Raw genomic sequence first — 25,145 nt, 5'->3', positions numbered from 1 at the left:
ATACGGCGTAAGCCGGATTAATTGACAACCGCGAGGTTGTTATTTTTTTACGAATAAGCATATTTTAACGGAATCTTCTTTAGACGTCGTATAAATATCGGGGGAAATAAACATGTTGAACGGTAAAAAAATCGTGCTTGGTGTGACTGGCGGCATAGCTGCTTACAAAGCGGCAACATTATGCAGCAGACTGGTGCAAAAGGGAGCGGATGTTCATGTGATTATGACAGCTTCCGCTACACAGTTTATTACCGAATTAACGCTGCAAACGTTGACCCGAAACACCGTATATACCGATACATTTGATGAACGTGAACCGGCAGTCGTATCTCATATTCATCTGGCTGATCTGGCGGATCTTGTTCTGGTTGCCCCGGCTACTGCGAATGTGATTGCCAAGATGGCACATGGCATGGCAGACGACATGCTCTCAACAACTCTTCTTGCCACGACAGCCCCTGTCATGATTGCTCCAGCGATGAATGTACATATGTATGATCATCCAGCTGTAAAGCATAATATGGACTTACTTGTTGAACGGGGCGCCATGATGATTGAACCGGGTGAAGGTCTGCTTGCGTGTGGATATGTGGGCAAGGGACGTCTGGAAGAACCGGAGAGCATTGTGGATGTGGTGGAACGTTTCTTTGAACAGCGCGAATCTGCAGATATTAGTCGGCAGGGACAAGCTTCGTTGTTACAAGGCAAGAAGGTTGTTGTTACGGCTGGCGGTACGATTGAGCGCATTGACCCAGTACGATACATTACGAATGATTCATCTGGCAAAATGGGATTTGCCATAGCCGCAGCTGCGCGTGATCTGGGGGCCGATGTGAAATTGGTTATGGGCAATACCCAAGCCAAGCCACCGGAGAACGTTGAGTTGATTCCTGTACAGTCTGCACAGGATATGTATGAAGCCGTAACACGCGAGTGGGATGATGCTGATATCGTGGTTAAGGCGGCGGCAGTTGCCGATTATCGTCCAAAGGAAGTTTATACCGAGAAGATCAAGAAGAAAGGCGACACATTGTCGCTCGAACTTGTTAAAAATATAGATATTCTTGAAACGCTGGGCAAACAGAAGACCCATCAGTTTTTGATTGGTTTTGCTGCGGAGACTCAGTCGGTTGAGATGTATGCACGTGAGAAATTGGAACGGAAAAACTGTGATCTGATCGTAGCCAATGATGTAACCCGCACGGGTGCAGGATTTGGAACAGACACCAACGCGGTACATATCTATGACCGGGAAGGTTTGGTGGAGGAGCTTCCAGTGTTGGCCAAGGATGATGTGGCTCAGCGGTTGCTCCGGATTGCGGCGGAGCGCATTGCCGGGAGGAATTAGGATATGGAGATTGCCAAGGTCATAGTCGATGTTCCCGTGAAGGAAACAGACCGGCCGTTTGATTACCTGGTACCTGAATCGATGAGGGAATGGATCGAGATTGGCAGCCGGGTGGGTGTACCTTTTGGTCATCGGACGGTGCAGGGATTCGTGATTGATCTTGTGCCGCGTACCGGAGAGGAATCATTCAAGCTTAAGCAGATTCAGGAGTTGCTGGACATTGTTCCCCCGTTGTCAAAGGATTTGGTTGAGTTGGCCGAATGGATGAGCGGACGTTACGCCAGTAACCGGATTTTGTCATTGCAGGTCATGGTGCCGACGGCATTGAAAGGGAAAGCGGAGCGATACATCTCGCTGGGAGATGCACTTGATGGACAGATGGCGGGTGCACAACCGGATGATGAGGTGTTATTTGTTTGGGGAGAAGAGTCTACGACCGAGAAAGTACAGCAGGATATCATCCGTTTTGTCAAAAGTCGGGGTCAGGTACCGCTGCAACAACTGAGTCGAAAATATCCCAATCATGCTGCACTAATTAAGAAATTATTGCTTGGTGGCGTGCTGCTGGAAAGTCAGGCCATCAAGGACAAGTTAAATAAAAAAACGATGAAGTCCGTTGATCTGGCTGTAGATATGGCTGCTGCTCAGGAAGCACTTGCTTCATTCCCGGCGAAAGCACAGCGGCAGAAGGAGATTCTGGCTTTTTTGCTGGAAATGAAAGAACTGCTGCCCATGCCGATGAAAGAAGTGTTATCTACACTACAGGTATCGGCCGCAACGATTAAAGGTCTTGAGGAAAAGGGACTGATCGTCACCGAGGACGTTGAGGTCTTCCGTGACCCTTATCAGGGCAGGAAGTTCAAAGCGACTGAACCGCTGGTTCTGACCGATGAGCAAAAACTTGTCTATGACAATATCAACGGCCGATTGCAGGAACAACGCCATGGGGTATTTTTGTTACATGGTGTTACGGGAAGTGGCAAGACGGAAGTCTATCTTCAAACCATTCAACAATGCATCGAACAGGATCGGCAGGCTATCGTCCTGGTGCCCGAGATTGCACTCACACCACAGATGGTAGAACGTTTTAAAGGGCGATTTGGGGACCAAGTTGCTGTTATGCACAGTCGTCTGTCTGGTGGTGAACGTTATGATGAATGGCGCAAGATTCGTGAGGGTCAGGTGAAGGTTGCAATTGGGGCGCGTTCAGCTGTATTTGCTCCGTTCAGTCGGCTTGGGTTGATCATTATGGATGAGGAACACGAGACTTCCTACAAACAGGAGGAAACGCCGAAATATCATGCCCGTGATGTGGCGGTAAAAAGAGCACAGCAGCACCAGGCCGTGGTTGTTCTGGGTTCAGCGACACCTTCGCTGGAAAGTTATTATGCGGCACGCTCGCAAAGTAATGATGATTTTGCACCACTCTTGCTGGAGATGCCAACACGGGCGCTAGGTAACAAGCTGCCTGAAGTGCGGATCGTTGACATGCGTGAAGAGTTGAAGGATGGCAACCGTTCCATGTTCAGCAGGGCTTTGCACAAAGGGCTGGAGGAGCGCTTGGAGCGTGGCGAACAGACGGTGCTGCTGCTGAATCGCCGTGGATATTCGACCTTTGTCATGTGCCGAAGTTGTGGATATGTGGCAGGTTGTCCCGAATGTGATATTTCATTGACGTACCATCAGCGCTCGAATAATCTCCGTTGTCATTACTGCGGATATGCGGAAGCGGCTCCTGAAGTGTGTCCGGATTGTGGAAGTGAGCATATTCGATACTTTGGTACAGGTACACAGCGGGTCGAGGAAGAGCTTGCCAAGCTCTTCCCGGGTATTCGGGTCATTCGGATGGATGTGGATACAACAACGGAAAAAGGGGCGCACGAGAAGCTGCTGAAACAGTTTCGTGAGAAAAAGGCGGATGTATTGCTGGGCACCCAGATGGTTGCGAAGGGACTTGATTTCCCGGATGTAACCCTGGTTGGCGTGATAACAGCTGATTCGGCGTTGAATTTACCTGATTTCCGTGCTGCGGAAAAAACGTTTCAGTTATTAACACAGGTAGCTGGCCGAGCGGGTCGACACCAATTGCCTGGTGAGGTGTTTGTTCAGTCTTATACGCCGGAACACTACTCAATCGGGCATGCGAGTCAGCATGACTACGTGTCGTTTGTACGTGAGGAATTGCTGCACCGTCGCAATTTGCAATATCCGCCTTACTGTCGCCTGATCCTGGTGACCTTTTCGCATGAACAGCTTCCGGTATTGATTCGTCTTGCCGAGAACTATACGCGAATACTGAAAGAGAAGGCTAACGCGGCCGGATGGCTCGGCAGTCTGGATCGATTCAGCAATGATGCCTTTGATGTGCTGGGGCCAGTAGCGTCTCCGATTCCTCGGATCAAGAATAGATACAGATTCCAATGTATGATAAAATGGCGGGGGGATGTAGACGCCATAGGACTTGCTCTGGCTACGGCCCGGCGCATGGACGATGATGTTCAGGCGCAGAAATTGCTTATTAGTCTGGATGTAGACCCGCAAATGTTAATGTAAGCATTTTGCAGCGATGCGGATGTAAACAAGCGGTATAAACATAGATTAAATTGAATACCCCAAAATACAGATATCGTCCTGAAATTATGATGAGGATTAGGAAGGTGCTTACAACATGTCGATTCGCATTATCGTGCAAGAACCAGATGAGGTGCTCCACAAGAGAGCCAAAGAAGTAACCAAAATTACACCAAATGTACAAAAATTGCTGGATGATATGGCTGATACCATGTACGATGCGGAAGGTGTGGGTCTTGCTGCGCCGCAGGTTGGTATTCTCAAACGTCTGATTGTTATCGACGCAGGTGATGAGCAAGGGCTGATCAAGATGATTAACCCGGAGATCATAGCAAGTGAGGGAGAACAATTTGGACCGGAAGGTTGTCTGAGTATCCCTGGAATTAATGGTGATGTTCGCCGTTTCGAGACCGTTACGGTTAAAGGTCTGGATCGTGAAGGCAAAGAGCTTATTATTACGGGTAGTGGCTTGCTGTCCCGTGCATTCCAGCATGAGATCGATCATCTGGATGGCGTACTCTTTACGGATGTCGCCGAGAAAGTGTACGAAATTGCAGCCGATCAAACGGGACCGCGTCGTAATTAAGGAGTGATCGATTTGAATATTGTTTTTATGGGAACACCTGAATTTGCAGTGCCTTCTCTCGATATGCTGATTGCAGAGGGATACAATGTGGTGGGTGTGGTGACTCAGCCTGATAAACCACAAGGACGCAAAAAAGTACTTACGCCAACACCGGTTAAGGCCGCGGCAGAACGCCACGGTCTGCCGGTGTTTCAACCTGTTAAATTGCGTGATCCGGAAGCCGTAGCTCGCTTGGCTGAATGGAAGCCGGATCTGATCGTAACCGCGGCCTTTGGACAGATTCTGCCCAAAGCCGTGCTGGATATGCCTGTTCGTGGTTGTGTGAACGTGCATGGCTCTCTTTTGCCGAAATATCGCGGAGGAGCCCCGATCCAACGTTCCATTATTAACGGGGAATCCGTGACAGGAGTCACATTGATGTATATGGCTGAAGGCCTGGATACTGGAGATATGATCTCGCGTGTGGAACTGCCAATTACGGATGAAGATACATCAGGATCGATGTTTGATAAATTAAGTGAGGCTGGTTCCAAACTGCTTCAGGCAGAAATGCCACGATTGATTGCAGGCGAGACAACGGCGGTCCCTCAGGATGATGCCGAGGCTTCGTATGCTCGCAATCTGACTCGGGATGACGAGAAAATGGACTGGAGTCGTACTTCACGCGAACTGTTCAATCAGATTCGTGGTCTTGTGCCGTTCTCTGGTGCATTTACGATGTGGGATGATCAGGTCTTTAAAGTCTGGGCTGCGGCTAATCCCGATCAGGTGGACCTGGAAACTTCTTCGGATGCTGGACAAGCAGAGCCGGGAACGGTGCTGCAATTGAACAAGGCAGGGATTGAAGTCCGCACAGGCAATGGGTCTCTGTGGTTGATTGAAGTGCAGCCTGCAGGCAAAAAGGTGATGCAGGCCGCTGACTTTGCTCGCGGTGGTACACTGAAAACTGGAACGGTGCTGCGATGAGCGGTAACATACCAGGTCGTTCGTCAGGAAAAGGCCAGAAAGCTAATGGAAATTCATCCGGACGTGAAGGAAACCGTCGTTCGAATTCGGGTAAATCGGGTGGTGCATCGCGCTCCCAGCAACCCAAAACATCTGCTCGTACATTGGCAGTCAAGGTTCTGAGTGCTGTTGAGCAAGATGGAGCATACAGTAATCTGGAGTTGAACCGCCGTCTGAAAGAGGCGGATTTAAGCCCCGCAGATGCTGGACTAGCTACCGAATTGGTGTATGGAACAATCGCCAGATTGAATACACTTGATTATTTTCTGGAACGTTACGTCGCCAAAGGAGTATCCAAACTGCAACCATGGGTTCGTAGCCTGCTGCGAATCAGCGTATATCAGATGATATACCTGGATCGTATTCCGGAGCATGCCGTGGTGAGCGAAGCGGTTAATCTGGCGAAGAAACTGGGCCATCAGGGAATCTCGGGTATGGTGAATGGAGTGCTCCGCAATATGATCCGCAATCGGGATGAACTTCGTATTCCAGAACATCTGCCTGTTGCCGAACGTATTTCACTGGAGCATTCCCACCCGTTATGGATGGTTGAACGCTGGATTGCCCAGTACGGCGAAGAGACGGCGGAAGCGATCTGTCGTGCGAATAATGAGCCGCCAGCGGTGAGTGTCCGGGTCAACACCACAATGACCACACGGGAGAAACTGATGCATGAGATGACCGGTACAGGTGCAGTCGTTGAAGCTTCTCGCCTGAGTTCCGATGGTATTCTTGTACGTAGTGGCGGAAATATGGCTCTAACGTCCTGGTATCGGGACGGGTTGTTCTCTGTACAGGACGAAAGTTCCATGCTTGTCGCTGAAGCAGTTGCGCCAGAAGTAGACCAACTTGTATTGGATTGCTGCGCAGCTCCAGGTGGTAAAACAGCTCACATGGCGGAGAAAATGCAGGATCGCGGTCGTATTGTCGCGAATGATGTACATCCTCACAAGCGCCAGCTGATCCTGGATCAAGCGGAGCGTCTCGGTCTGAGTTGCATCGATGCTGTAACTGGAGATGCGCTAGATCTGAACGAGCGGTATCCGGAAGCGTCGTTTGACCGCATTTTGCTGGATGCACCATGTTCAGGTCTGGGTGTTATTCGCCGCAAACCAGATGTGAAATGGACCAAAACCGTAGAAGATATCGAAGATATCGCAGGCTTGCAGCGTGAATTGCTTGATCATGTCGCGCCGTTGTTAAAACCAGGTGGTATTCTGGTGTATAGCACGTGTACCATTGAGCCTGCTGAGAATGAGGATATGGTTTCAGATTTCTTGAATCGACATCCGGAATATCGTCCTGTGGAAACGTCCGTTTGGTCCGAATCGGAGACAGTGAACTTGAAGGTTGTGAACGGAAGCATTCAGATTTTGCCACAATACGCTCACAGCGACGGATTTTTCATCGCACGGTTGACAAAAACAGCGAAATAACAGTTTAATAGAGCACGGAAGTATGACCGCCGAGGGGAACTTCGGCGGATTTCTTTGTGATGGGACTTCGATATAATTGTCAGAGAAAAGTGATGACAGGGTGCGATGGTGGCATTGAGGTGTTATAATGCATGAAGTACAGATATCAAGGGTATACATGGATGTAACGTGGTCTTTGTGATAGAATAGGACGAATGGAACGAAAAGAAGGAAGCCAACGAAAAGAAAAGAAGGAATAGGTGTTGACAACAAAATGAAACCTTTTATATATGATTATTCTCTGGAACAACTGCAGCAATGGGCTGTTGAGAATGGGGAGCCGGCGTTTCGCGGTGGCCAAATCTTTGACTGGATTTATGTAAAACGCGTGAATGATTTCAGTGAAATGACCAATCTGTCCAAGCCATTGCGTGAAAAACTGACAGAGCAATTTGAATTCGTAACGCTTAAGGAAATTACCAAGTTTGAATCCAAGGATGGAACGGTTAAATTCCTCTTTGGCCTTCATGATGATCATGCCATTGAGACGGTAATCATGAAGCATAACTACGGGAACAGCATCTGTGTAACCACACAGGTTGGTTGTCGTATTGGTTGTACGTTCTGTGCATCCACTTTGGGTGGACTCAAGCGTAACCTTACGGCTGGGGAGATTGTTGCCCAGGTTGTTCAGGCTCAGAAAATTTTGGATGAACGCGGCGAGCGTGTCAGCAGCATTGTAATCATGGGTTCAGGTGAACCTTTCGAAAACTATGAAGCTACGATGACTTTCCTGCGCATTATGATTCATGAAAAAGGGCTGAACATCGGTCAGCGTCACATCACGGTATCCACGAGTGGAATCGTTCCAAACATCTACAAGTTTGCGGATGAAGATACACAGATTAACCTCGCGATTTCGATCCATGCACCAAATGATGCACTTCGTTCGAAATTGATGCCGGTTAACCGTCGTTTTCCTTTTGAAGACGTGATGGAGTCCCTTCGTTATTATCTGGCCAAAACAGGTCGGAGAATTACGTTCGAGTATGCACTTATTGGTGGGGTAAACGACCAGCCAGAGCATGCAGCTGAACTGGCAAGTGTGCTTAAGAACATGTTGTGCCACGTGAATTTGATTCCGGTTAACCATGTACCTGAACGCAAATACGTAAGAACATCGAGAAGTGACATTTTCAATTTTCAGAAGATACTCTCGGAACAGGGTGTTAATGTAACCATTCGTCGTGAACAGGGACATGATATTGCTGCCGCTTGCGGTCAGCTTCGTGCAAAGCATATGGAGTTGAGGTGAGAACGTTTTGATCAAAACAGTTCATGTGAGCCATATCGGACGAGTGCGTTCGGTGAATGAAGATTCAGCCTGGATTCGTAATCTCGATACAGGATATATTCTGGGTATTGTTGCCGATGGCATGGGTGGACATCTTGCAGGGGATACGGCAAGCCGCTTGGCAGTAGAGACGTTGGTGAAAGATCTGGGAACACTGGAACCAGGTCTGTCACATGCGTCTCTGTCTGCGGCTCTCAGCGATGCTATTTTGCATGCCAACGAAGTTATCTTCCGCACGGCATCCACAGATGACAAGTATCACAACATGGGAACAACGGTGGTTGCGGCTTTATTGAACGATACGGAGGGTGTTATTGGACACATCGGTGATAGCAGAGCCTACAAAATTGCGAACAAAGCTGTGATCCAGCTAACTGAGGACCATACACTGGTGAATGAATTGTTCAAGAATGGTCAGATCAGCAAAGAGGATGTGTCCCATCATCCACGTCGCAACGTGCTAACTCGTGCGCTTGGAACAGATGCCGAGGTGAAGGTAGACCTGGATACCGTCAAGCTGGAGGAAGGCGAAGTTCTTCTCCTGTGCAGTGATGGTCTCAGTAACCTGGTCAGCAATGAGCAGATTATTCAGGTTGCTGGCAATCTGGAACTGGCATTGGAAGATCGAGCGGACCGACTGCTTCAGTTGGCTTTACTTGCTGGGGGAGACGACAATATCACGCTTGCTTTGTTCGAGTTGCAGAGGGAAGGTTCCGTGGATACGGAAACGGGGTGTGAGTCATGATTGGGCACCAGCTAGGCGGACGCTATGAAGTGATTGAGCGTGTCGGCGGTGGCGGCATGGCTCTTGTGTACAAAGCCCAGGATCTTCTGCTGAACCGGAATGTAGCGATCAAAGTCCTTAGACAACAGTTTGTGCATGACGAAGAGTTTATTCGCCGTTTCCGCAGGGAAGCACAGTCGGCAGCATCGCTGTCTCATCCGAATGTAGTTAGCATTTATGACGTGGGGCAGGAAGATGACGTTCATTATATTGTTATGGAGTACGTGGAAGGCAAAAACCTGAATGAAATTATCAAAGAACGTGCCCCTCTGCAGGTGGACGAATCGGTGCGAATCGCTTCCCAGATTGCAGATGCTCTTGATCATGCACATCATAATCAAATCATTCATCGGGATATCAAACCCCACAATATATTAATTGGCCGGAATGGCCGTGTGAAAGTAACGGATTTCGGGATTGCCCGTGCCGTTACATCAACAACGATTACACAGACGGGTTCTGTAGTTGGTTCTGTACATTACTTCTCACCGGAGCATGCTAAAGGCATCGTTACTGGTGAAAAATCGGACTTATATTCTCTTGGGATCGTACTTTACCAAATGCTTACCGGGCAACTTCCGTTTCTGGGTGAAAGTCCAATCAGTGTGGCATTGAAGCATTTGCAGGAAGAGTTTGATGAACCACGCAAATTCAATCCATTGATTCCACAAAGTGTGGAAAATGTCATCTTAAAATCCATGCGTAAAAATCCGCAGGAACGTTATCAGTCGGCCAAAGAAATGCAGACCGATCTGGAAACTTGCCTGATGCCGGAGAGACGTAATGAAACGAAGATTGATTTTCCGGATGAGGACGATATAGACCAGACTCGCGTTATGCCAGCGATCAAGCCTGAACCTCGTGGAGTTACATCGACGGGTGCAGTGCCTGTGATGGAGTCTGATGAAGAAACTGGCAAGGGTAAGGCAAAATCCAAGAGCTGGAAGAAGCCAGCTCTACTCATTTCATTAACCGTGCTTATTCTAATCGCCATGGTGGGCGTTGTATGGTATGTCAAAGGTATGCTGGTTGTACCTGAAGTAACCGTCCCTAACGTGATCACCCAGACAGAAGAAAAGGCTCGGGAAATGCTTGAGGAGAAAGGACTCGTCGTCAGTGATGAGGTCATCCGTCTGTACCAGGAAGGCGTCGAACCCGGTATCGTCTATGAACAGAGCAGAAAAGAAGGCGATGTTGTCAAAGAAGGCTCCGAGGTCCAGATCAGTGTTGGTGCAAAAAAAGAACTGGTGAAGATGATTGATGTCAAACAAGAGACTTATGATGAGGCTGTCAAGAAATTGACTGCGCTTGGCATTAAGGAAGATCAGATTCAGCGGAAAGATGACTTCTCCAATGATGTGGCTTCAGGTTCTGTTATTTCCCAGACGCCGGGTGTGAATGAGGAATTTGATCCTGCTATAGTTCAGATTGAGTTAATCGTAAGTAAAGGTACTGAGACGGTCAAAATGCCTGACCTGAAAGACCTTACCCGCAGTGAAGCCGAAGAAAAACTGAAATCTGCTGGACTTGTGCTTGCTCAGGTGCAGGAAGAACCAAGTTATACGATGGAAAAGGGCAAAGTGACGCAGCAATGGCCTGTGGAAGCGGGCACAGAGGTGAATCCTGGTGATAAGATTACGATCTTTATTAGTACAGGGTATCCACCTGAAGCGCTGCAATATCCTTTTGATATTAATGTATCACCCAAAGAAGAGGGCAAAAACAGTAAAATCCGTATCACATATGAAGACGCACGTGGCAAGAATCAGGAATGGGGAACACGCACCGTGAACTCAACCCAGACCTTGACCATTCCACTTGTGCTCGCTCCAAATGAAAATGGGGCTGTGTCCGTATATCGTGATGGACAGTTCCTGGATACGTATCTTGTCTCCTACAGTGAAGCCAAAAACGGAACAGTAAACGTACCTTCCATTGACCCGGAACAAAGCACCGAGACGCCGCCAGAAAATGAGCCTGATCCAGGTGAAGGTAGCGTTGATGAGGGAAGTGTTGATCCCAATCAGGAAGGTGAACCAGAGTCCACACCGGCAGACGGTGAAGGTGACAGTGTAGATGAGGACACTTCTGCCATGAATAATGGTAAGGGGCACGGCAAGGAAAAAGAGAAGAAAAAGGAAGTCATTAACGCATCAAGCCGTCCATAAGGGCGGCTTATGCTGGCGTCTGGAGTAAATGTACCACCATCTAAAGGAGGGCGACGGAGCTATGCCAGAAGGTATCATCGTTAAAGCGCTAAGCGGTTACTATTATGTCATGCCAGTGGAAGACAACGGGGTTCCTTCGGTTGAAGGTTCCGCCGTTCAATGTCGAGCCAGAGGTATCTTCAGAAAGCGGGGAACGTCACCGCTTGTAGGTGATCGCGTCAGCTACATGTTGACTGAGAACGGAGAAGGAACGGTTGATGAAATTCGGAAGCGTGAGACGGAACTTATCCGTCCTCCTGTAGCGAATGTAAGTTTGGCTGTTCTCGTGTTCTCTGTGAAGGAACCGGATATGAACCTGAACCTGTTGGACAAGTTCCTTGTTCACATCGAGCAGGCGGGGCTGGATGCACTCATTGTTTTGACCAAACTGGATTTGGCTGATCCATCCAAAGACACTGTTGCTGAAGTGAAAGCATTGTATGAACAGGTTGGTTATGAAGTGATTTCCACAAGTTCACGTACCGGTGAAGGAAGTGAATTGCTCAGAGATCGTCTGGCTGGTAAGATCAGCGTATTCTCCGGACAATCCGGTGTAGGCAAGTCTTCGATGTTAAATGCATTGATGCCGGGCCTGACGCTGGAGACAAATGCAATCAGCATGCGTCTGGGGCGAGGGAAACACACCACCAGGCACGTGGAGCTTATTCCGTTGGATAATGGTGGATTTGTTGCGGATACGCCAGGATTCAGCCAACTGGACTTTCTGGAGATCGGTGTGGAGGAACTCTCCACTTGTTTCCGGGAATTCGCCCAGTTTGCAGATCAGTGCAAATTCCGAGGTTGTACCCATACACATGAACCAGGCTGTCGTGTGCTTGCGGCCAAAGAGGAAGGTCTGATCTCCGAAAGCCGATATCACCACTATGTGCTGTTCCTGACCGAAATGAAAGATAAGAAGCGGAGGTATTAACATGATTAAAATTGCCCCATCGATATTATCAGCTGATTTTGCCCGCCTTGGTGCGGAAGTTGCAGAAGCCCAAGCTGCAGGAGGAGACTGGATTCATGTTGACGTTATGGACGGTCATTTCGTCCCTAATATTACACTTGGACCTGCTATTGTGAAGGCAATTGCTCCACATACAAGCTTGCCGCTCGATGTGCATTTGATGATTGAGAATCCGGAGCGTTATGTTGAGGAATTTGCCAAAGCGGGTGCAGCGGTAATTACTGTTCATGCTGAGGCTTGTGTGCATTTGCACCGCGTTATTCATCTCATTAAGGAGCAAGGAGTGAAGGCAGGAGTTGCCCTTAATCCAGGAACGCCAGCGTCTGCCATTCTCGAAGTTCTGGATGATGTGGACATGGTTCTTGTTATGACGGTCAATCCTGGCTTTGGCGGACAGGCATTTATCTCGGGTACCATGAACAAAATCAAGCAGATTCGTACCTGGTTGAACGAAAAGGGACGCCATGATGTACATATCGAAGTAGATGGCGGGATTGCTGCCGATACAGCCCCGCTTGTAGTGGAGGCTGGAGCAGATGTGCTCGTTGCCGGGAGTGCCGTATTTGGACGTGAGGATCGCGCTGCAGCGATTACTGAAATTCGCCGTAGCTACGGAGGCTGATCTATGACCTTCAAGGAGACACTGTGGACGATGGCTGCGAGTCTCGTGACGGGACTTGTGCTTGCTTTGTTTGCGGTTATTCAATCCCCGTTTAATGCCATTACGTCATTAATCGGGGTAGGCGTTGTTATTATGTATTTCCGCAAATTTGATCGTACCGGACATCGGGTTACTTTTGTCATATTCAGCATACTGTATTATGTACTGAGTGTTTTCATGATCGCTGTCTATCAATATATTCCTTCCCAAACGTAAATGAACTGATCTTCGGGCTTGTCATTGTGGAATAGGGATCGAAGGTTCCGCATAAATATGGTTACATGAGCAGGTTTCTCATGTAGCCTTTTTTGTCGTGTTTGAGGTAAAGAAGGCCTGAAGCATAGGATACGGCGGACGCATGAGCATGATGGGGAGGGTGAATTATGAAATTTTACACATTCAAACTGCCGAAGTTTTTGGGAGGGTTTGTAAAGGCGATACTTAATACGTTTCAAAAGAACTGATCCGATTGATAAGGTAACAGGGAATACCGCCGCTTTGGCTCAGGCTTATCTGGAATTCGTACCTGCGAAGCGCCATGCGGCGGCCATTCACATGTTAATGAGCGTATTCAAGAATCCTTTTTTTGAATACCAAAAAAGCACCTGCAAGGAACAAGGTGCTTTTTGCTTACCCGATTTATAGTAGCTTTGCGTGATTATACGCGAGTCACTTTACCGGCTTTCAGTGCACGGGTGCTTACGTATACACGTTTTGGTTTGCCGTCAACGAGAATGCGGACCTTCTGAACGTTTACGCCCCAAGTACGACGGTTACGGTTGTTAGCGTGGGATACGTGGTTACCGGTGCCCGGTTTCTTACCTGTCACATAACATTTGCGAGACATAGATTACACCTCCTATCCTAAAATAACCAGTTGCCTTCAGAAACGAAAAGTCATTCCATAAGGGCTAAATTGTTCTTCCTGATCATGAAGATCAGGTTTCAGTAGCTAATGGCGTTGTTTAAGCCGGCATGAACCGGATCATTTCCATTACTTAACCTGCATAAAACAATACTTGAATATAATATCATAATTAAAAAAGCTTCGTCAACTGATCCAAAAACTTTATTTATTTCTCCTGTCTAATATAGTACAATGTTGAGTAGTCCATAATACAGTGGTGAACAGGCTGTTGCCGCGAGGAAGTCGGAGAATAAACCGTACATAGAGGTCGGTGGTCTGCTTTTTGGCAACGCTGTGAGCTGCGGCATTCCATCATTGGCACCAGTCTCCATGCGGCATTCATGTCGGCTCTTGATACCGGTGCATATCCGTATGCCCCGAAGTTAGGGGTGCAGAGAGTGCAGGATATTGGTAGCCCGGCCGCCCAGACCGTTAATCCGGCTGACATGTTGTATTGTAATGCCTGTGCCGGACAAGGTATGGACGAAGAATAACGCAGTCCGCGTTAGCGCATGAACAGACCAGACACATCTTGGTGCAAGGTGTTCGTGTATCAAGCTAGGAAGGGGAATTCTCACTTGAGTATACGTTCTTTAAATGGAACAGATTTCACCGCAATGGTACTTGCCGGAGCGGAACAACTTGGACAGCATGCAGAGCACGTCAATTCCCTGAATGTTTTCCCTGTGCCGGATGGTGACACGGGAACGAACATGAATTTGACAATGAGTGCAGGAGTCGCAGAGATTAAAAGAAAAAGTTCTGCCTCCATCGGCGAAGCTGCCGGTATTCTATCGAAAGGCCTGCTTATGGGCGCACGGGGGAATTCAGGAGTTATTCTGTCGCAATTGTTCCGTGGTTTTAGCCGTTCAGCTGCTCCCTATGAGGAACTGAATACGCTCCAATTTGCAGCAGCCCTGCAGAACGGTGTTGACGCAGCTTACAAAGCAGTCGTAAAGCCCGTTGAAGGGACCATTCTTACCGTAGCCAAGGAAGCGGCGAAACATGCCAACTACTACGCAAGACGGACGAATGATATTACTGAATTAATGAATGAAGTTTTGTTAAAAGCAAAAGAAGCACTGGCAATGACTCCGGAATTACTGCCTGTACTGAAACAGGTGGGTGTTGTGGATTCAGGTGGTCAGGGGCTTGTATATATCTACGAGGGCTTTATGGAAGTATTGCTGCAAAGTGACGGAGTGAGTCGTACTTCGCTGAACAAAGAAGTAACCCCATCCTTGGCAGCACCTGCTTTGAAACCGGCTGCACCGACAGAAGTGGATATCAAGAAGCCTGCACAGCAGCAGGTGATTGCACCGGAGATGCCATTGTCTGCTCAGGCGAGATTGGAAACGGAAGATATTGAGTTCCTTTATGATATGGAATTTTTCATTAACCGTGAGCTTGGAGAGAACGCAGGAGTGGCATTTGATGACGAAGCATTCCGGAAAGCGTTGTCAGTTAATGGAGATTCGATCATTATTATTGCCGATGATGAAGTCATCAAAGTTCATGTCCATTCCAAGACACCAGGCGATGTATTAAACCTGGCGCTGCATTATGGTGAGATTACACAGATTCATATTCTCAATATGCGTGAACAGCATCGGGATCTCCTCACAGCAGGCATGGACATTGCTCCATCACCTGAATTGTTTGCAGAGATTCCACCTGAGGCAGCGCGCAGTATGGAAGAGGCTGTGCTTCCTGCAGATGAGATGGCACCGTATGGTTTTATTGCGGTATCCTCCGGTGACGGTATAGCAGAGATCTTCCAAAGTCTTGGCGTTGATGTCGTTCTGTCCGGTGGACAGACGATGAATCCGAGTACTGAGGATTTTGTAAAAGCCGTTCGTTCCATTTCTGCGGAGCAGGTGTTTATACTCCCGAATAACTCGAATATTGTACTGGCTGCGGAGCAGGCTCGTGAACTGCTTGAAGATGAGCGCCGGGTTACGGTTATTCCAAGCAAAACCATTCCACAGGGGATGGCTGCTGCCTTTGCTTTCCAGGAAGATGAGTCTGTGGAAACAAACCGTGATCAAATGTTGGAGGCCATTAGCCGGGTTCAGTCCGGTCAAGTGACTCATGCGGTTCGTGATACGCAATATGATGAACTGGATATCAAGGCAGGGCACTATATCGGTATTCATAACTCCAAAATTGTAGCGACGGATGAAACCATGCTTCAAGCATGTGAAGGTCTGCTCAAACAGATGATGGAGAGTGGAGATGAAGTGGTGACAATCCTTGAAGGGGACGAAGCTGACCCTGAGGTTACTGCTGCCCTCGCTGCATGGCTTGAAGTACAGTATCCTGATGCTGAGGTAGAGGTACATCTTGGAGGACAGCCTGTGTATTATTATCTGTTCTCCGTAGAGTCCTAATAGCACTCTAGCGAAGAGGAGGAGAGTCATGAGCCACAAGGTTGCGATAGTAACAGACAGTACGGCAGATATTCCTGAAGAACTCATTCGCAAATACGGGATTCACATTGTTCCGCTGCGTGTACTGTTCGGGGAAGAAACATATGCAGATGGCGTTGATCTGACTTCGGAACAGTTCTACGAAAAGTTGAAGAAGGTATCTGTGTTGCCTACAACTTCACAGCCATCTCCAACTGACTTCATGAATGTGTACCAAACACTTCTTGATGAGAACCCGGAACGCCCGATTGTATCGATCCACCTGTCATCCGGCATGAGTGGTACCTACCAATCGGCCATGCTTGGCAAGTCTTTGCTGGAGCGTGAGGGTGACATCACCGTGCTGGATTCGAAGTCAGCATCGTATGGATACGGTCTAATGGTAGTACAGGCTGCTGAACTTGCCGAAAAGGGTAAGTCAGCAGTCGAAATCACTACTGCCATTGAAGGGATGCAACAATCTCGCAAATTGTTCTTTCTCGTGGATACCCTTGAGTATCTGCAAAAAGGTGGTCGGATTGGCAAAGCTTCAGCCATTTTGGGAACGTTGCTTAACATTAAGCCAATCCTGTCTATTGATGAAGAAGGCGTTATCTACGCAGTTGAGAAAGTCAGAGGTCATAAAAAAGCAATGGCACGCATTATTGAGCTGTTCCAGAAGGATCTTGCAGGCAAACGGGTTAACCTGGCGGTAGGTCATACCGCTGACCCGGGATCAGCGATCGCTTGTGCAGAGCAGCTGCGGGGTCATTTTACACTGAATGAAGTGATCTATACCAATATTGGAGCCGTAATAGGCAGTCATGTTGGACCGGGTGTCATTGCGATCTTTATGTGGCCTGTTCCGGAATGAGGGATTAGACATGAAATTGGAAGAAATATCAGTTAAGCAAATTAACGGCGTGAGTGCTCTCAAAGAGGGAGAGCTTCACGCCTTTGGCATCTCTACTGTTAAAGATCTGCTTGAGTACTATCCGTTCCGTTACGAGGATTATCGTCTGCGTTCACTTAGTGAAGTGAAGGATGGGGACAAGATTACGGTCCAGGGACAGGTGATGGGTATTCCTGTATTACAACGATACGGTAAAAAGTCCCGTCTGACCTGTAAGATCATGACGGAAGAGTGGATGATTACAGCAACGTGGTTTAATCGCCATTTCCTCAAAGAGCAGCTTACGCCCAATCGGGAGATTGTGATCACAGGGAAATGGGAACAAAAACGTATGCAGATGACGGTCACTGACTCGGAGTTCCCCGATAAAGGGGATGGGCGTTCAGGTACACTGCAACCTGTATACTCGGTAACCGGCAAGCTGACGCAACAATGGATGCGGAAAACGATCAATCAGGGATTAATCCAATTCGGAGATATGATTCCTGAGATTCTGCCTCAGTCCTTGATGAAGAAATACAGCTTGATGCCTCGTAAACAAGCGATTGCTGGAATTCATCGTCCACAGGACAACCGGGAAGGTCAACAGGCCAGACAGCGGATGGTGTATGAAGAGCTGTTTCTGTTCCAGTTGAAAATGCAGGCGTATCGCGCGCTCAACCGGAATCGCATGGATGGTGTAGTGCATACCACGGACAATACGACGATTCGTGAGTTTGTTCGCAGTTTACCTTTTGAATTAACAGATGCTCAGAAAAAGGTGGAGCTTGAAATTCTGCATGATATGCGTTCGCCCTATGCAATGAATCGGTTATTGCAGGGTGATGTAGGATCGGGTAAAACGGTTATTGCGGCAATTGCACTATACACGACTGTTCGATCTGGGTTCCAAGGGGCTCTGATGGTGCCTACGGAGATTCTGGCGGAGCAGCATATGCGTTCACTGCAAAAGCTGTTTGAACCGTTTGGGGTAACCGTAGGGCTGTTAACGGGCAGTGTAAATGGGCGTAAACGTAAAGATCTGATCGCCTCGTTGCAAATGGGCATGATTGATATCGTGGTGGGTACACACGCCCTGATTCAGGAAGATGTTTTCTTCCGTGATCTGGGTCTTGTGGTGACGGACGAGCAGCATCGCTTCGGGGTGAATCAGCGCAGCGTTTTACGACGCAAAGGATATAATCCGGATGTGTTAACAATGACGGCAACGCCTATTCCGCGTACACTGGCCATTACCGCTTTTGGGGATATTGAGGTATCCACGATCTCGGAGCGTCCGAAAGGACGGATTCCCATCTCCACGTATTGGGTTAAACACGATATGATGGAGCGGGTGCTCGGGTTTATCTCCAGAGAAGTGGAACAGGGGCGTCAGGCTTATCTAATCTGTCCGCTCATTGAAGAGTCGGAGAAGCTGGATGTGCAGAATGCCATTGATCTGCATGTGCAGATGCAGCAGAACTTTCCAAAATATCGTGTAGGTCTGTTGCATGGACGGATGACAGCCGCGGAGAAAGAAGAGATGATGCGAGACTTCTACAGCAATGATATTCAGTTGCTTGTCTCCACCACCGTTGTCGAGGTCGGGGTCGATGTGCCAAATGCCACGTTGATGGTCATTATGGACGCGGACCGCTTCGGTCTCTCCCAGTTGCATCAGCTTCGTGGTCGGGTCGGTCGTGGTGCGCATGCTTCCTATTGTGTACTCATTGCTGATCCCAAGACGGAGGTCGGACAGGAACGTATGAAGGTTATGACGGAAACGGAGGATGGATTCGAGGTATCCCGGCGTGACCTGGATCTCCGGGGGCCGGGTGATTTCTTTGGTACCAAACAGAGCGGATTGCCCGAGTTCCGTCTTGCCGACATGGTTGCCGATTTTGCTGTGCTCGAACAAGCCAGAGATGACGTGACCCATTTAATTGAGGATGCGACCTTCTGGACCTCTATGGACTATGCACCTCTGCGTGATTTCCTGCAGCAACAGCAAGTATTCAAGGGTGATCTGATTGACTAAAGCTTGCCATAATAACGAGTTTTTCGTATTACCTTTGTAAAAAAAGACAAGTGTACAAGCCCTCCCGACATATGAATAAGAAGTGAGTTCATTCTTATGGGAGGTGCTATACGTTTTGGGTTATCAACAATATGGAATTAGTCCGCAGCTGGTGGAGCGGATCAAATTAAAGATGAAAAATCCCGCTGTCAAAGAGCGTATCAAAAAGTTGATTGATGGCGTAACCAAGTCTGATCTGCAAGATAAGGCCAAGGTCAGAAGGTTGGTCAAGTCTTCAGCTGTCATTATGAATGAGAATTTCTCTCCGGCGCAGGAGGAGCAATTTGTTGCGTTTGTACTCGCGCAGAAGATTGATCCGAACAATACGTTTCATTTGATTAAGCTGTGGGGGATGTTTAGGTAGGGTTTGGATGTAATGTTGGGTGGGATAAAATGAACTACTGGGTGCTATACGTGGCCACTACGAGTGCAGTACCATCTTCCGATCGCTGTTATCCCCGAATTTTTTTGAATTATCCTTTCAAAGGGTAAAGTCCGGGGATAAAGGCGAGCGCTTCGCTTCTCCAGATTGGTTCTGCACTCTCCGTTACTGTGTAGCTGGAGTTCATTTTATAAAAAACCAAATTACATCGAATATTTATGAAGTAATTTTAGTGTGTGGGGTGTTCCATTAAGTCATGCAGATGACATGATGGAACACCCCCTTTTTTTGGTGGAGGTAGGGATGAAGAAGGTTTTAGTTGGGCTTTAAATTGTGTTTATGTATTTTCATCCGCTGCACTCTTACTTTGATCAGAAAAAGAGCTGATGATGATTAAAGTTATGATTAAAACTACAATGATAATGCTATTGGAAGGGGATTCTTTGAGTATGTAGTCTTGCACAAGTAAGACCAGGATTGAGATAAATACAATAATTTGCAGGACAAGTCCTGTTGAGTGATCAGGGTTTCTGGATCGTCTGGAGACAACATACAGGGTAAGCCATAGAAAACTAAAAAGCAGAAGCAAACCTAAAAGTAGAATTGCAAGCATGCATGAACACCTTTCTGTAATTAATTTCACTCAATAATTGGAATAACATGACAACTAATTATAACATAGGTTTTTCTGGAGTCGCAGATTTTCATAGAAGTTAAGGGATGAACTATGGTGTGCTTGGTGCAGTCTTGTTGATGCATTTTCACAAGATGGACTTTGCTTTCCTTCAGGTGGAGCGGTAAACTGTTGCATACGAGCTTTATGGACTAATGTCCTGGATTTTACGTCAAAAAAGGCGTGGCTGTGTCGGTATGCATTTTATTTTTCAAACAGATGTGGAGGAAGTACGATTGGAAATGTTTACGATGCTGCTGGGTTTATTTGAACGGGCGGCGCTGTTGATTATATTTTTATTCTTTCTTTCGAGGGTGCCAAGGTTTAGGCAGATTCTACAAAAGGGGAAATTAAGGTGGCAGGAATATATTGCGGTTACCTTGTTATTCTGTGCTTTTGCCATTTTCGGGACATATACGGGCATTAATGTTGAAGGTTCACTGGTGAACGTGCGGATCATCGCCGTGTTATCGGGTGGTATTTTGTTCGGAGCGCCTGTGGGTATTATTACGGGTATTATATCTGGGGTGCATCGATATTTGATTGATATGGATGGAGTCACAGCTATACCTTGTCTGATCACAAGTATCCTGGCAGGTCTGGTATCTGGATATATACATAAATACACGCCCAAGCCTAAGCGATGGATTATCGGTATTGGTGCCGGAATGATCTGTGAAGCGCTCACGATGTTATTAATCCTGCTATTTTCCTATCCCGATCCACTGGGTGCCGATATTGTCTCGCAGATTGCGCTGCCTATGATTCTGGGTGAAGTCAACATTGGGCTGATTGTGCTCTTGGTGCAGAGTGTTGAAGGGGAAAAGGAAATGATTGCAGCTCGTCAGGCGAAGCTGGCGCTGGAGATTGCAAACAAAACCTTGCCGTATTTCCGTTCGATTGATGAGGAGTCTCTGCGCAAGATCTGCCGAATTATTCAGGAGGATATCCAGGCTGATGCGGTTGCGATTACGGATACCCGGAATGTACTGGCTTACGTAGGATTTGGTGAGGAACGATATCATATTGGTAATGAGATTATTAGTGAGATGACAAAGAAGACGATATCCAGCGGGGAGATTACGATCAGCAATGATGTGATTGATGAAAAAACACCCGATATCCACTCGTTGTTAATCATTCCGCTCAAAGAACGAGGAGACATCACAGGTGCGCTCAAAATCTATTATCGCAAAGCGTACAAAATTACGTATCCATTACAAACGATGGCTGTAGGTCTGTCGCAGATCATCTCGACCCAGATGGAGGTATCACGGGTAGAAGAGATCAAGGCTGCTGCGAACAAAGCAGAGCTCCGTGCCTTACAGACGACCATTCATCCTCATTTTCTGTTTAATGCGCTAAATGCGATTGCATCGTCCATCCGAACCAAACCAGATCGTGCGCGGGAGCTGATTGTGAACCTATCCGGGTATATGCGCTACAATCTGGAGCTGTCGGATGAGTTAATTGATATTCATAAGGAACTGGAGCAGGTCCGTAATTATGTAGAGATTGAGAAAGCTCGCTTTGGTAGTCGGCTTAACGTGATCTATGACATTGATGAGGTCGCGGTGCATATTCCGAGTCTTGTTATCCAACCGCTCGTCGAAAATGCAATTATTCATGGCATTCTCAAGGTCAAAGGACCTGGGACTGTTCGAATTCGGGTACAGGATTATCCGGAGTTTGTACGAATCAGTGTCAGTGATACAGGAGCAGGCATCAGTGCAGATATTATTGAACGTGTCTACCATGACCGTATGCCTGGTAACCAGATCGGGCTATATAATGTGCATCGCCGGGTCAAGCTTATCTACGGACAAGGTGTAACCATTACTAGGCTGGAACAAGGAACCGATATTTTATTTGATGTGCCCAAAGGAGATGTCGTAACAAGGTGATGATGGATCAATGAGAGCTCTTATTGTGGAAGACGAGATTCTGGCAAGTGAGGAATTGAATTATTTAATCCAGGAACATAGTCAGATTGAGGTGGTGGATCGCCTTGAAGACGGGCTGGATGTACTGAAGTTTTTGCAGGAACAAGAAATTGACGTCATTTTCCTCGATATTAATATTCCCTCGCTGGATGGCATGATGCTGGCCCATCATATTGGGAAGTTTGCAATTAAACCCTATATTGTATTTACTACGGCGTACAAGGAACATGCAGCAGAAGCTTTTGAGTTGGAGGCGTTTGATTATATTCTGAAGCCGTATGACGAGAAACGAATTGCTGCAATGCTCCATAAACTGGAGCTCGCATTCAAACGTGATCATGCGCCGGTGGAGCAACATGTTGAGGATGGACCAGCTACTCTGGTGGACGGATCTGCTACACAGGGAGATCTGTTACGAGAACGAGATACGAATTCCCATACAGACAGAAGAATTAATCTGCTGCGGAATGACAATATTATTGTTACGGATACGGCAGATATCTACTATGCGGAAGCGCAAGAGAAAGTGACGAAGGTATATACCAAAAATGGGGAGTTCACCATGCCAGTGAGCATATCGGATTTTCACAGCCGTCTGCCACAGGATACGTTCTTTCGCTGCCACCGTTCGTACGTCGTAAATCTGTCGCAAATTCGTGAAATTGTACCTTGGTTTAACAATACGTATCTGCTCCGTCTGCGCGATTTGGAAGCTGAAGTGCCCGTGAGTCGTGGGAAGGTCAAAGAATTCAGGCAACTCATGCGCATCTAGAAGCATTTCATTCCGCATCTGATGCAACTCATGCTCAAAACGGTGTGATGAATCCCCTTTCATGTATGATTAGCTTGTGAACGCATTCATGTATATGACATCGGCAAAGGGGAGATCACGATGAAAGCAACCATTTCATCCGTTTCATCAACACCTGAATCAACATCTGCACCTACAAAAATGAACCGCTGGCTTATTGTTTTGGGGACCATCATTGTACAAATGGGTCTTGGAACCATCTATACTTGGAGTTTATTTAATCAACCGTTGTCTGATCGTTTCGGATGGGACGTCAGCTCGGTCGCGATAACTTTTTCAATTACCAGTTTTGCTTTGGCATTTGCCACATTATTTGCAGGACGGTTGCAGGAACGTTGGGGTCTTCAGCGCCTGATCCGTGTAGCCGGGGTTGTGCTTGGGCTGGGTCTGATTCTGAGTTCTCAAGTCACCTCGTTAACACTGCTGTACATTTTGGCTGGATTTGTTGTTGGTTTTGCAGATGGTACGGCGTACATTACGTCACTGTCTAATCTGATCAAATGGTTCCCGGAGCGCAAAGGTCTGATCTCGGGGATCTCGGTCGGCGCCTTTGGTACCGGTAGTTTATTGTTCAAATATGTGAACTCGGCATTGATTGGTGCCGTCGGTCCTGCTCAGGCATTTATGTACTGGGGCATTATCGTTCTGGCTCTGGTCGTTGCGGGATCATTCCTGATTCGTGAAGCGGTTGTTCGTGAACAGGCTCCGGCAAGCAAGGAAGGATCCAAACAAGTCGTAGCACGTCATGACTACACGGTCAAAGAGATGCTGCGTACAAAAGAAGCGTACATGCTGTTTGTTATTTTCTTCACGGCGTGTATGAGTGGCCTGTATCTGATCGGTATTGTCAAAGATATCGGTGTACAGCTCGCTGGACTTGATGTAGCTACCGCTGCAAACGCAGTGGCCATGGTTGCAATCTTTAACACGGCAGGACGTATTATTCTCGGTGCGCTGTCGGATAAAGTAGGACGAATGAAAGTCATCGCTGGTGCGCTGCTGGTTACAGCCGTAGCTGTCATGACACTTAGTCTGGTTCCACTGACCTTCGGGATTTTCTTCGCCTGTGTCGCGGCCGTTGCATTCTGCTTCGGCGGTAACATTACAGTATTCCCGGCGATTGTGGCCGATTACTTCGGACTGAAGAATCAGAGCAAAAACTATGGTGTCATCTATCAGGGATTTGGATTTGGTGCTTTGGCTGGATCATTCATCAGCGCCCTGCTGGGCGGATTCCATCTAACCTTCATCGTAATTGCTGTACTCTGCGCTGTTTCATTACTGCTGGCACTGATCATTACCCCTCCGGGTCAAGGTCGTCGTGCACGTCAGCGTGAAAAACAGATGAACCTTAACCCTTCATCACGGGCAAGCTAACAACATGCACGGGAAGTACGGTACAGAGAATATTTCTTCATCTTAAAAAGCAAATTAAAAAATAAAGTAAACAAAGCGGTCTCCAGTTGAGGCCGCTTTTTGGTACCTACAGTGGTCAGATTGCTGACTTGTTGGCCTATCGGATCATCTGGCTGCTTGCAAGCGTGTTGCCTTGTGTGCATTCCATCATTCGCATCTGTTATACTCTAGGTGAATTCAACAAGACCAAGATAAGTTATGTACCCCAGAGGAGGCATATCATGAAGTTCATTAAATACACACAACCTGATTTTGATGATTATTATGCGTTGGTTTCCAATATGGAAGTGATGAAACAGATTACAGAACGTGCAGTACCTGAGCAAGAGGCGAGAACGCAATTCGAGTCTATGCTGGAGTTTAATGAGCGTTCCACTTGCGGACATTACCGGGTATTTAGTGAAGATGGTGCCGGTGTGGCGTATGCCAAATTGATTCCAGATCAGGAGGACCCGACCAGGGCTGAGATAGGTTACATGATCCTGCCTGAACATTGGGGCAAAGGCCAAGGCACATCTATAGCGTCCCGGTTGATTATCCAGGCACAAGCCGCAGGAATTGGATCACTCTATGCAGTTATCGATCCGGCTAACGCTGCTTCCCGCCGGATTTTGACCAGACAGAACTTTGTATCCACCTGGACAGGCGATTACGATGGTCTTCCTGGTGAGATTTTGGAGTTAAATCTTCAAATGAAGCAATAAAGGAACTGTTCTGAGGGTAATCAGATGCTTT

At 47.5% G+C, this 25,145-nt stretch carries 22 protein-coding genes; 21 read left to right on the top strand and 1 reads right to left on the bottom strand.

Annotated elements, in window-relative coordinates; all coding sequences use genetic code 11:
• Nucleotides 1-112 precede the first annotated feature (112 nt).
• The 12 genes from coaBC to spoVM all read left to right on the top strand — a co-directional run bounded on the left by coaBC (nucleotide 113) and on the right by spoVM (nucleotide 13,365).
• Nucleotides 113-1,348 carry a bifunctional phosphopantothenoylcysteine decarboxylase/phosphopantothenate--cysteine ligase CoaBC gene (gene coaBC / locus MKY92_RS20070; protein WP_339297407.1) on the top strand — a complete coding sequence of 412 codons (1,236 nt, stop codon included), beginning with the start codon at nucleotides 113-115 and terminating at the stop codon, nucleotides 1,346-1,348.
• A 3-nt stretch (nucleotides 1,349-1,351) separates the two neighbouring features.
• Nucleotides 1,352-3,901 (top strand): primosomal protein N', encoded by a 2,550-nt coding sequence (gene priA, locus MKY92_RS20065; RefSeq protein WP_339297406.1) that lies wholly within the window; start codon nucleotides 1,352-1,354, stop codon nucleotides 3,899-3,901.
• Nucleotides 3,902-4,016: 115 nt separating this feature from the next.
• Nucleotides 4,017-4,505: a peptide deformylase gene (gene def / locus MKY92_RS20060; protein WP_017687449.1), complete on the top strand. Its 489-nt coding sequence runs from the start codon at nucleotides 4,017-4,019 to the stop codon at nucleotides 4,503-4,505.
• A 12-nt stretch (nucleotides 4,506-4,517) separates the two neighbouring features.
• A complete protein-coding gene (gene fmt, locus MKY92_RS20055) occupies nucleotides 4,518-5,471 on the top strand; it encodes a methionyl-tRNA formyltransferase (RefSeq protein ID WP_339297405.1) in 954 nt (317 codons plus the stop codon).
• Nucleotides 5,468-6,946, top strand: a complete 1,479-nt coding sequence (gene rsmB, locus MKY92_RS20050; protein WP_339297404.1) for a 16S rRNA (cytosine(967)-C(5))-methyltransferase RsmB — start codon at nucleotides 5,468-5,470, stop codon at nucleotides 6,944-6,946. The genes fmt and rsmB overlap by 4 nt, the downstream gene beginning before the upstream one ends.
• A gap of 253 nt (nucleotides 6,947-7,199) precedes the next feature.
• On the top strand, nucleotides 7,200-8,240 hold the full coding sequence (gene rlmN, locus MKY92_RS20045) for a 23S rRNA (adenine(2503)-C(2))-methyltransferase RlmN (RefSeq protein WP_036614609.1): 1,041 nt from the start codon (nucleotides 7,200-7,202) through the stop codon (nucleotides 8,238-8,240).
• A gap of 7 nt (nucleotides 8,241-8,247) precedes the next feature.
• Nucleotides 8,248-9,024, top strand: coding sequence for a Stp1/IreP family PP2C-type Ser/Thr phosphatase (locus tag MKY92_RS20040; RefSeq protein ID WP_017687453.1), 777 nt, complete (start codon nucleotides 8,248-8,250; stop codon nucleotides 9,022-9,024).
• Entirely contained in the window at nucleotides 9,021-11,231 is a 2,211-nt protein-coding gene (pknB, locus tag MKY92_RS20035; RefSeq protein ID WP_339297403.1) for a Stk1 family PASTA domain-containing Ser/Thr kinase, read from the top strand. Before MKY92_RS20040 ends, pknB begins: the two co-directional genes overlap by 4 nt.
• 61 nt (nucleotides 11,232-11,292) lie before the next feature.
• A complete protein-coding gene (gene rsgA / locus MKY92_RS20030; RefSeq protein WP_339297402.1) occupies nucleotides 11,293-12,201 on the top strand; it encodes a ribosome small subunit-dependent GTPase A in 909 nt (302 codons plus the stop codon).
• A 1-nt stretch (nucleotide 12,202) separates the two neighbouring features.
• Nucleotides 12,203-12,862 carry a ribulose-phosphate 3-epimerase gene (rpe, locus tag MKY92_RS20025; protein WP_017687456.1) on the top strand — a complete coding sequence of 220 codons (660 nt, stop codon included), beginning with the start codon at nucleotides 12,203-12,205 and terminating at the stop codon, nucleotides 12,860-12,862.
• A 3-nt stretch (nucleotides 12,863-12,865) separates the two neighbouring features.
• Nucleotides 12,866-13,117, top strand: coding sequence for a hypothetical protein (locus tag MKY92_RS20020; protein WP_221825304.1), 252 nt, complete (start codon nucleotides 12,866-12,868; stop codon nucleotides 13,115-13,117).
• Between the two features lie 167 nt (nucleotides 13,118-13,284).
• A complete protein-coding gene (spoVM, locus tag MKY92_RS20015; protein ID WP_019424875.1) occupies nucleotides 13,285-13,365 on the top strand; it encodes a stage V sporulation protein SpoVM in 81 nt (26 codons plus the stop codon).
• Between the two features lie 194 nt (nucleotides 13,366-13,559).
• On the opposite strand, the gene rpmB is transcribed toward spoVM, so the two are convergent.
• Entirely contained in the window at nucleotides 13,560-13,748 is a 189-nt protein-coding gene (gene rpmB, locus MKY92_RS20010) for a 50S ribosomal protein L28 (protein WP_017687459.1), read from the bottom strand.
• A gap of 401 nt (nucleotides 13,749-14,149) precedes the next feature.
• On the opposite strand from rpmB, the gene MKY92_RS20005 reads away from it, so the two are divergent.
• The 9 genes from MKY92_RS20005 (at nucleotide 14,150) to MKY92_RS19965 (ending at nucleotide 25,114) form a co-directional block, all read left to right on the top strand.
• Nucleotides 14,150-14,302, top strand: a complete 153-nt coding sequence (locus tag MKY92_RS20005) for a hypothetical protein (protein WP_339297401.1) — start codon at nucleotides 14,150-14,152, stop codon at nucleotides 14,300-14,302.
• Nucleotides 14,303-14,386: 84 nt separating this feature from the next.
• On the top strand, nucleotides 14,387-16,198 hold the full coding sequence (locus MKY92_RS20000) for a DAK2 domain-containing protein (RefSeq protein WP_339297400.1): 1,812 nt from the start codon (nucleotides 14,387-14,389) through the stop codon (nucleotides 16,196-16,198).
• 28 nt (nucleotides 16,199-16,226) lie between these two features.
• Complete coding sequence (locus MKY92_RS19995; RefSeq protein WP_339297399.1) at nucleotides 16,227-17,090, top strand: DegV family protein; 864 nt, start codon at nucleotides 16,227-16,229, stop codon at nucleotides 17,088-17,090.
• Nucleotides 17,091-17,100: 10 nt separating this feature from the next.
• On the top strand, nucleotides 17,101-19,146 hold the full coding sequence (gene recG, locus MKY92_RS19990; RefSeq protein WP_339297398.1) for an ATP-dependent DNA helicase RecG: 2,046 nt from the start codon (nucleotides 17,101-17,103) through the stop codon (nucleotides 19,144-19,146).
• Between the two features lie 115 nt (nucleotides 19,147-19,261).
• Nucleotides 19,262-19,549 carry a stage VI sporulation protein F gene (locus tag MKY92_RS19985; protein WP_036614589.1) on the top strand — a complete coding sequence of 96 codons (288 nt, stop codon included), beginning with the start codon at nucleotides 19,262-19,264 and terminating at the stop codon, nucleotides 19,547-19,549.
• A gap of 942 nt (nucleotides 19,550-20,491) precedes the next feature.
• A complete protein-coding gene (locus MKY92_RS19980) occupies nucleotides 20,492-22,144 on the top strand; it encodes a sensor histidine kinase (protein WP_339301855.1) in 1,653 nt (550 codons plus the stop codon).
• 10 nt (nucleotides 22,145-22,154) lie between these two features.
• A complete protein-coding gene (locus MKY92_RS19975) occupies nucleotides 22,155-22,955 on the top strand; it encodes a LytTR family DNA-binding domain-containing protein (RefSeq protein WP_339297397.1) in 801 nt (266 codons plus the stop codon).
• Nucleotides 22,956-23,135: 180 nt separating this feature from the next.
• Nucleotides 23,136-24,371, top strand: a complete 1,236-nt coding sequence (locus MKY92_RS19970; protein WP_339301853.1) for an OFA family MFS transporter — start codon at nucleotides 23,136-23,138, stop codon at nucleotides 24,369-24,371.
• A 260-nt stretch (nucleotides 24,372-24,631) separates the two neighbouring features.
• Nucleotides 24,632-25,114: a GNAT family N-acetyltransferase gene (locus tag MKY92_RS19965; RefSeq protein ID WP_339297396.1), complete on the top strand. Its 483-nt coding sequence runs from the start codon at nucleotides 24,632-24,634 to the stop codon at nucleotides 25,112-25,114.
• Nucleotides 25,115-25,145: the final 31 nt, after the last annotated feature.

It is taken from the genome of Paenibacillus sp. FSL R5-0623 (assembly GCF_037974265.1).
Lineage (GTDB): Bacteria > Bacillota > Bacilli > Paenibacillales > Paenibacillaceae > Paenibacillus.
Note: the sequence above shows the minus strand (reverse complement) of the source record. Positions and strands in the feature narration are given on the sequence as shown.